The organism is Alcanivorax sp. HI0083, assembly GCF_001635175.1.
Window position 1 is genome coordinate 1 of record NZ_LWFX01000916.1, and the last position, 9002, is coordinate 9002.

Here is a 9002-nt window from a genome sequence, read left to right on the forward strand (position 1 = left end):
CAGATCCGCCCGCTGCATGGCCAGCTGAGCCTGGCGGCGCAAGTCCGTGTAATTGCCCGCCAATACGCCGTATTCCGATGCCGAAGCAATCTGCTGAGCCAAAAAACTGCCCAGTTCATGCAGGTCCCGATCCGCGTCCTCAAAGCGCTGCCACGTTAATGCCACCAACAACAGGCCCAGCATGAACAGTGCAGGAACCAGCCCCAGAACTTGCAATTGCTTGCGAATCCCCGGGCCTTTGCGCGGTACATCGGCACGCGTCATGGCGCCTCCCCGGCTTTTTGCAGGGCATCCTGAAGTGCCCCACTATCCCGATAATGCATGTCAAAACTGCTGGCAACGTGCTCATTGACCACCACCGACGGGCGAGACACAAAGGCAGAGGCACCCCACTCTCCCGTGTCAGCAAAAACACGCAGCCGCTGAACCGCTTCGCTGACCAGATCGCTACCGCTGGCATAGTACGATGCCACGCTGCCCGCATTCACAAATGTCAGATCCGGGCCAAACACTGGCCGGCGTTGGCGGTAGCTAGTCAACAACACCAGCTTGGCGGCATCTGGCCCGAGCAGAGCGTCGTCCACCGGAAGCACAATGGCGTCGAGATGATTGAGATTCTCACGCAGGGTGTCACCCAGGTCCCGGGCATTTTTGACCGGCAACAACTCCAGCTTGAGCGGCCCGCGAAAACCACGCACCAGCTCGGCAGGCCAAACGCTGTCCGCCCCCAGTACCACGCCAACCCGGCGGGCCAGAGGCATCATGGTCCGCACCAACTGCAACTGATTCGCCAGGCTGACCCCCGCCCAGATCGCCGCACACCGGTACCCCTCTTGCACGGCCTTTTCACTCAAGGCACGGCTGACATGGACCCCCAACAACGGTTTTCCCTGGGCCATGGCACGGGTAAAGGCGGCATCGCCGAGGGCAACCAGTACATCCGCCACCTCGGGCTCATCGACGACACGCAGGTTCGCCGGCAGATCCTGCGCCAGCGAAAGCACAAACACATCCTTGAAGGGGCTGGGCTCAGCCAGTACGTGTACGGTTTGCGCCGGCGAGGACAACGCACCGCCAGCCGTTGCCAGCAACAAAAGAAGAACCAGTGCGCGTCCATGCCTGCTTTGCATCCGGCTATATCCTCACCGTCACACCCAGCCACATTCGATCTTGCTGGTAGTGATTCTCTGCAAAAACCACCGGGGCCTTATTGAGCCCATGCTGAACAACTGCCCGCCATTCCAGCTCCGTGGGGCCGGCACGGTGGCGAAAGCGGAGCTGCACGTCCGCACGCTCAAAAACGTTATCGTTATAATCATTGGACAGATAATACGCGGATGAAAACGCCCATTGGCGGCTGAACTGCCACGACCACAGGGCACTGCCAGAATCCCGGGCAGCCAGACGCCGCTCGGTCTTCACGTTAGTGTCGGTGTGAATGTGGGCGCCGGTAACACGGAATAAATGCGATACACTCGGGCGCCAGGAGAGCTGGGCTTCTGTGCCCTGATGGTTGACCCACCCTTCGTTGCTCGGTTCAAATTCAAACGGATTGAGTGCCGTGCTCAGCAGGTTCGTCAGGCTTTCCTGAAAATAGCGCACATCCAGTTCTATCGCAGAAAACTGCCCGTAATAGCCAACCTCCCAGGAACGGATGCGCTCCGGCTCAAAAGTGCCAGGGCTTTGCTGGGTCACAAAAAAGTACGCTGGCGCCCAGCCCAGCAACGCCTGGGTATTATCCGCAAACGGCGGTGACAGGGTTTGCGCCTGAATATTGATATTGGCGCGCTCTTCATAGATATCCGGTGTGCGCAGCGCTTCGGAATACACATAACGCAGATGGTGGCCCGGGAGCAGCCGCCAGTTAACGCCGGCGCGGGGGCTGAAATGATCACCGCTGATCTGGTCTCGCTCCCAATAGCCGCCCAGGTTCACCGTTACCGGATCAAGGACATCCAGCGCCAGATTGCCAAAAAAACGGTAGCTGATATTGTCTTGCGTGCCCCCAAGGTAGCTGTCGGACTGTACCCGGTCATGGCGAATTTCTGCCCCACTGACCAGTCGTGCCCAGCGAGTCAGCTGCAGGGTATCCTGAATTTCCAGGTCATAACGCACCTCCTGAATATCCAGCTCACTGCCGGCACAGAAAGGCGCACCGGCACCCTGCAAGGTCAAATAACGGTTAGTGGCATCGGCATCCGCCGGAAAGGCCGCAAAAGTCGCCCCCATGTCGCTGCCATTCTGCAAATACAAATCGCGCAGTTCCTGACTGAAGAACAGGCCGCCCCCGGGCCCGGTCTGGCCGGTCACAGGGTCCAGGTAACAGACATTAAAGTCGGTGATTTCCTGATTGTACTGGCCGTAAGTATGGACCTGCAGCTGATGGGTCCGGCTGAAATTGTGCTGCCATTGCAGCGACACAAATGCCCGCTCGCCTTTCTGCACCGGGTCGCCCTGGTATTCGCCAATATCGGCAACACCGGCTTCCTGCTGGCGCTCCAGGCGGCTGCGGCTACCACCGGCCTGCACCATGAGCGTATTGCGGGCATCTGCGTCCCAGACCCACTCGGTGTTGAGCGTCTCAATGCGCTTGCCATCCGGCAGGCTCTCGCCTTCGAAGGGCTCGTCATAGCCGTTATCTGCCCGTCGCGACACGGAAGCACGCAGCGCCCCGTTTTCCAGCCGGTGAACACCAACCAGATGCGCATCGCGGATACCATTATTGCCGCCCTGTACGGTCACGCCGCTCTTGCTGATATCCCGTGGGTCACGGGTAATAATGTTGATCACGGCAGTGAAAGCGTTGGCACCATACGCGGCAGCCGCCGGACCACGGGTAACCTCAATACGTTCCACATCGCGGATATCCACCGGCATGTCGTTCCAGCTCACCCGGGACAGGCCCGGCTGATACTGACTGCGACCATCAAGCAACACCAGCATGCGCCGCTGATCGCGGGCCTGGGTGGGGTGGTAGGCTACCGAAGGGACATTGCCGTCCACCTTCACCGCAGCCATACCCGGGACCAGTTTCAGGACTTCATACAGCTCGCGGGCACCGCTGGCTTCGATCAGCGTGCGGTCAATCACTGTGACACTGGCTGGGGCCTCGGATTGAGGCTGACTCACGCGGGCAGGGGTAAGAACCATGGCGGGCTGCTGGGCCGGTTCCATCATTGGTTCTATCGCTTGCGCAGACGCGCAAAACACGCCTAAACAACCGGCTATCCCCCAATACCCCCAGCGTTTGATAACGCATCCTCCGTGTTGCCTGCCCCGGCCTCCTTCCTTGCTCAGCGAGGCAGGTTATTTTTTCATTCGCTTGATCATCCGTTTGCGCTTATGCACCTGGCGATCGGTGAGCACATTCTTGCGCCCTTCATACGGATTCGTACCGGACTTGAATTCCAGCCGGATCGGCGTGCCTTCCAGTTTCAGCAGTTCGCGGAAACGGTTTTCCAGAAACTTCTTGTAGCTGGCAGGCAGGGCTTCCGTGCGGTTGCCATGCAGCACCAGCGTCGGCGGATTGTTACCGCCCAGGTGAGCATAACGCAATTTTGCGCGAAAGCGCCCATTGCGCGGTGGCGGATGACCGTTGGTGATTTCTTCCATCATCCGGGTCAGTTCGTTGGTGCCGATCTTGATAAAGGCGCTGTCCCAGGCCTGCTCCACCATGCCCCAGAGGTCCCCCACCCCGGTGCCATGCAGTGCAGAAATAAACTTGATCTTCACCCAGGGGGCGAACTCCAGCCGTCGCCCCAGATTCACCCGCACCCGCTCTTTATGGTCCGCTTCCAAACCATCCCACTTGTTCACCGCGATCATCAGAGCTCGACCGCTGTCCAGGGCATAGCCCAACAGGTGCAGGTCCTGGTCGGTAATGCCTTCGCGGGCATCGATGACCACCACGACCACCTGGGCCGCTTCCATGGCCTGCAACGCCTTGATCACGGAAAACTTCTCGACCATTTCGTAGACTTTACCGCGCCGCCGGACCCCGGCGGTGTCGATCAGGGTATAGGCGCGCCCCATGCGCTCGAATGGCACTTCAATGGAGTCCCGTGTGGTCCCGGCATGGTCGAACACCACCACCCGTTCTTCTCCGAGCATGCGGTTGATCAGGGTGGACTTGCCCACATTGGGACGCCCCAGCACGGCCACACGAATGCTGTCTTCGCCGGGCTTCTTGGAGGTGCGATGTTCGCCTTCCGGCAGCAACTCCAGATCCGTAAACCCTTCCAGAATATGCTCGATCATGCTGGTCACACCGCGACCATGGGCCGCCGCGATCGGCAGCACCTCGGTGAGGCCCAGCGAAAAGAACTCGGACATGGCCGAATCCGCATCCACCCCATCGGTCTTGTTAACGATCAGGTAGGTGGGTTTGGGCAGCTTGCGCAACTCGCTGGCAATCTGTTCATCGGCGGCGGTCAGGCCGGCACGGCCGTCCACCATAAACAACACCACATCGGCTTCGCCCACGGCCTGCAGGGATTGACTGGTCATCGGCACGTCGATGCCGTCATCGTTCTCGCCGATACCGCCGGTATCCACCACCGTGTACAAATAGCCGCCCAGCTGGCCATCCCCGTATTTACGGTCACGGGTAAGCCCCGGGAAATCGGCCACCAGGGCATCCCGGGTACGGGTCAGTCGGTTGAAGAGTGTGGATTTGCCCACATTGGGCCGCCCCACCAGGGCGATTACCGGCTTCATAGTCATCTCAACGAGGTTTCAACGGCGCTATGGTAACGCCAAAGGGGGATTCAAACGAAAAAATCTGCGCGGGGCGCAGATTTTTCAGGTATCGAGAAACCGGACCGGTTATTTGGGGCGCACCGTGTAGGCCGCCAGTTTGCCGTCGTAACTCAACACATAAAGGGTGTCTTCATAGCTGACCGGGGTACCCGCAAAGCCGTCACCGTCGTGCTTCTTACGGGCCACCAGGGTGCCGTCATCCGCATCCATCCAGTGCAGGTAGCCTTCAAAATCACCCACCACCATCAGGTCGCCCTGCACGGCAGTGCCGGTCAGTCGGCGGCCGTACAGCTTGTCCTGTTGCCAGAGCACGCTACCGGTGCGCTGGTCCACGGACCGCACCACACCAACATCATCCGCCACAAACAAGCGACCACCGCTGGCACTAATCACCTGGGCACTGGACATTTCCTTGCCCCAGTACTGACGGCCATTAATCTGGTCCGCCACGCCCAGCTTGCCCTGGAAAGCCACGGCGAAAACCCCGCCACCTTCCACAATCATGTTGCCATCGATATCGGTGAGGCGATCCAGCTCGGAGCGGCCGGTGGGTTCTGCAATACGCTGCTCCCAGGCGGGCACGCCGGTCTCAGCGTCCAGGGCCGCCAGCTTGGCATTGGCAAAACCGGCATAAACACGACCATCCGCAATGGCAGGCTGGGCCAGGCCACGCAGGGTCAGGGTGGGCACCGGGGTTTCATAATCCCACACCTGATCCCCCGTAGTGGCGTCCAGCGCCGTTATATGGCCATCCTGGGTCTGAAAGACGACGATGGTGCCGTTGCTGTTGGGGATCGCCAGCGCTTCACCGGAAAGTTGGGTACGCCACAGCTCTTCACCCGTTTCCATGGACAGGGCCACGGCCATGCCTTCACGGGTGCCGTAGAGCACCATGCCATAGCCGGCGTAAAAACCGCCGCCGATACGATCTTCGGTTTTCACTCGCCACTGGCGCTTGCCCTTGTCACGGCTGATGGCATACACCTCACCGAACACATCACCGGCAAATACCTGTTGCTGGGTAACGGCCGGGCGCAGGGTCAGCTGGCTGTCTTCCACCCCGTTGCCCACACCTTCTTTCCAGAGCCGTTTTACCTTGTAGCTGGCATCAAAATCCGGCAAGTCATTGGGCTCAATGGCATTCGGGTTGGAGCTACAACCGGCCAGCAACAGGCTGGCCAGTGCGAAGGGGAGAAGGAAATATTTCATTTAGCTCTTCAGGTCATCCAGTTTCATCTGCACACGGTCTTTTTCACCGTTGTCCTGCAGGGTTTCCAGCGCCTGGGTATACGCCTCTGTGGCGGCCTGCTGGTCGTCACGGGCTTTTGCCAGGTCGCCACGCAGCTCCAGCGCCATGCCATTAAAGGCAGCCGGGAAGCTGTGATCGAGCTCGGCGGCGGCTTTATCGTAGGCCTGCTGCTGCAGCAACACACGCACCAGGCGCAGACGTGCCGTGTAAGTCAGCGCATCGGTGGCGCCGTCGTCAGCCACATCTTGCAGCAGGGAAGCGGCTTTATCGTACTCGCCCGCCTGTACCGCCAGGCGCGCCTGGGCCAGGCTGGCATAGTCCGCATAGGCGCTGCCGGGGAAATCCTCTTTCAGGGCTTGCGCCTGTTTGTTCACTGCCGCTTCATCCACTTGCTGTGCGGTCAGCGATTCCACCAACACCTGATACTGCCTGGACGCTTCGGAGGACTGCTCCCCTTGATGGCCTTGCCACTCACGCCAGCCAATCAGGGCTGCCACGGCCAGTACCACGGTAATAATCGCGGCGGTACCGTTCTTCTGCCACCACTCTTTAAGCAGCTCCGCCTGTTCCTCTTCATCGCGCATGTAATCTGCCACCCTGCTCTCCTTTCTTATTAATTGTCCGCCAGGAGCGCTACCAGCTCACTGGCAACCTGATCCCGGGATACTTGCTGCTGCTCGCCCTGGCCACGCAGGGGTTTGACCATAACACTGTTACTGGCCAGTTCATCCTCGCCGATAATCAAGGCCACCGCGGCACCGCTGCGATCGGCTTTTTTCATCTGGCTTTTGAAGCTGCCACCACCGCAGTGCAACTGGATTGCACGGCCGGGCAAGGCATCGCGAAGCTGTTCGGACAATGCCATGGTGGATGCCAATACATCCCCCATGGCCATCACATAGACGTCCACCGGCGCCGACAGTTCCGGCTTTTCCTGCTCGATAAGCAAAATCAGCCGCTCGACCCCCATGGCGAAGCCCACCGCCGGGGTCGGCTTGCCGCCCAACTGCTCCACCAGCCCGTCGTAGCGACCGCCGGCACAGACGGTGCCCTGGGCGCCGAGGGCATCGGTGACCCACTCGAAAACGGTCTTGCCGTAATAATCCAGCCCGCGCACCAGATACGGGTTCACTTTATAAGCAATGCCACTGGCATCGAGCAAGGCTTTCAGCCCTTCAAAATGGGCGACAGCCTCGTCATTCAGGTAATCGGCCAGCTGCGGCGCATCCTTGAGTACCTCGCGGGTGCCAGGGTCCTTGCTGTCGAGCACGCGCAGCGGGCTGCGCTCCAGACGCTTCTGGGAGTCCCCATCCAGGGCATCAAAGTGTGTTTTCAGATAATCCACCAGCGCATCGCGATAGCGCGACCGGTCCGCACTGTCACCCAGGGAGTTCAGCTCCAGCGTGACCTTGTCGGCCAGGCCCAGGGCTTTCCACAGACGTGCAGTAAGCAGGATGACTTCAGCATCGATATCCGGGCCGGTCATGCCGAAGGTTTCCACTCCAATCTGGTGGAACTGGCGATAACGACCGGCCTGGGGACGCTCGTGGCGGAACATGGGGCCGGTGTACCACAACCGCTGGGTCTGGTTGTACAACAGGCCATGCTGCTCACAAGCACGCACACAGCTGGCCGTGCCTTCCGGACGCAGGGTCAGGCTGTCGCCGTTACGATCGTCAAAGGTGTACATTTCCTTTTCGACGATATCGGTCACTTCACCGATGCTGCGCTTGAACAGGTCGGTCTGCTCCACGATGGGCATGCGAATTTCCTGATAGCCGTAACTGGCCAGCACATCGCGCACTTTACCTTCCAACCACTGCCACAGCCCGGTCTGCTCCGGCAGGATGTCGTTCATCCCGCGGATGGAGGTGACCTTTTTATTGTCTGCCTTGCTCACAGAATTTCCTTAAAAACGCAGAACGCTGGACGCCTAACGCCGGACGCTAATCCACGCCCGACCAAGATCCCACGCCGTCTATTCACTACGGGCAATAATGCCCCTCTCTTCGTCTTCTCGCTGTTTCTTGACCTTGGCGCGCACCATTCGCTCAAGCTCGTCGACCAGATCGTCAGCGGTAATGTGATGGCTTTTTTCACCGTCGCGGTAGGCCAGATTATTGGGCGTGCCACCGGTGAGCCCCACATCCACCTCACGGGCTTCGCCCGGGCCATTTACCAGGCAACCAATCACCGCCAGATCAACGGATTCGTTGATGTCTTCCAGTCGCGCTTCCAGCTCGTTCACGGTCTTGATCACATCAAAGTTTTGTCGTGAACAGCTGGGGCAGGCAATAATGTTTACGCCTTTCTTGCGCAGGTTCAGGCTTTTCAGAATATCAAAACCGACCCGCACTTCTTCCACCGGGTCGGCGGCCAGGGAAATGCGGATGGTATCGCCGATGCCTTCCATGAGCAGTGAACCCAGCGCCACGGCGGATTTCACTGTGCCGGAACGGAAGGTCCCCGCTTCGGTGACACCCAGGTGCAGGGGCTGCTCCAGCTGGGCAGACAGCTTGCGGTAGGCCTGAAGGGTCATGAAGACGTTGGAGGCCTTCACACTGACCTTGAAGTCCTGAAAATCATAGCGGTCGAGAATGTCCGCATGGCGCATGGCGGATTCCACCAGGGCGTCGGACGTGGGCTCGCCGTATTTACGCTGTAATTCTTTTTCCAGGGAGCCGGCGTTCACGCCGATACGGATTGGTAATCCCTTGTCCTTGGCGCACTGAATCACTGCCTTGATACGGTCTTCGCGGCCAATATTGCCGGGGTTGATACGCAGGCAATCCACACCCTGCTCAGCCACCGCCAAGGCAATCTTGTAGTCGTAATGGATATCCGCCACCAACGGCACATCCACCTGCTTGCGAATTTTGCCAAAGGCTTCCGCGGCATCCATGGACGGCACCGACACCCGCACGATATCCACACCGGCATCCTGTAAACGGCGGATCTGGCCAACGGTGGCGTCCACATCACAGGTTTCGGTATT

Annotated in this window: 7 protein-coding genes and 1 pseudogene; all 8 read right to left on the reverse strand. The window is 59.5% G+C overall.

The window, feature by feature from the left end:
* Positions 1-264 (reverse strand): annotated as a pseudogene (locus A3754_RS09555) (hybrid sensor histidine kinase/response regulator); the annotation flags it as partial.
* Positions 261-1130: a hypothetical protein gene (locus A3754_RS09560; RefSeq protein ID WP_063519482.1), complete on the reverse strand. Its 870-nt coding sequence runs from the start codon at positions 1128-1130 to the stop codon at positions 261-263. The pseudogene A3754_RS09555 and the gene A3754_RS09560, both read right to left, overlap by 4 nt.
* Positions 1131-1134: 4 nt before the next feature.
* Entirely contained in the window at positions 1135-3177 is a 2043-nt protein-coding gene (locus tag A3754_RS09565; RefSeq protein WP_063519483.1) for a TonB-dependent siderophore receptor, read from the reverse strand.
* A 129-nt stretch (positions 3178-3306) separates the two neighbouring features.
* Entirely contained in the window at positions 3307-4716 is a 1410-nt protein-coding gene (gene der, locus A3754_RS09570; RefSeq protein ID WP_063519484.1) for a ribosome biogenesis GTPase Der, read from the reverse strand.
* 108 nt (positions 4717-4824) lie between these two features.
* Complete coding sequence (gene bamB / locus A3754_RS09575) at positions 4825-5967, reverse strand: outer membrane protein assembly factor BamB (protein WP_063519485.1); 1143 nt, start codon at positions 5965-5967, stop codon at positions 4825-4827.
* The gene (locus A3754_RS09580; RefSeq protein WP_231880574.1) at positions 5968-6603 is read right to left on the reverse strand and encodes a tetratricopeptide repeat protein; all 636 of its coding nucleotides are present in this window, start codon (positions 6601-6603) and stop codon (positions 5968-5970) included.
* Between the two features lie 17 nt (positions 6604-6620).
* A complete protein-coding gene (gene hisS / locus A3754_RS09585) occupies positions 6621-7865 on the reverse strand; it encodes a histidine--tRNA ligase (protein ID WP_063519488.1) in 1245 nt (414 codons plus the stop codon).
* A 120-nt stretch (positions 7866-7985) separates the two neighbouring features.
* Positions 7986-9002 (reverse strand): flavodoxin-dependent (E)-4-hydroxy-3-methylbut-2-enyl-diphosphate synthase (gene ispG / locus A3754_RS09590; protein WP_063519486.1); only part of this gene is annotated, 1017 nt, incomplete at its 5' end.

Coding starts and splice junctions, on each gene's coding strand:
- A3754_RS09560 (WP_063519482.1), bottom strand. CDS start 1,130: ATGCAAAGCAGGCATGGACGCGCACTGGTTCTTCTTTTGTTGCTGGCA.
- A3754_RS09565 (WP_063519483.1), bottom strand. CDS start 3,177: ATGATGGAACCGGCCCAGCAGCCCGCCATGGTTCTTACCCCTGCCCGC.
- der (WP_063519484.1), bottom strand. CDS start 4,716: ATGAAGCCGGTAATCGCCCTGGTGGGGCGGCCCAATGTGGGCAAATCC.
- bamB (WP_063519485.1), bottom strand. CDS start 5,967: ATGAAATATTTCCTTCTCCCCTTCGCACTGGCCAGCCTGTTGCTGGCC.
- hisS (WP_063519488.1), bottom strand. CDS start 7,865: ATGAACGACATCCTGCCGGAGCAGACCGGGCTGTGGCAGTGGTTGGAA.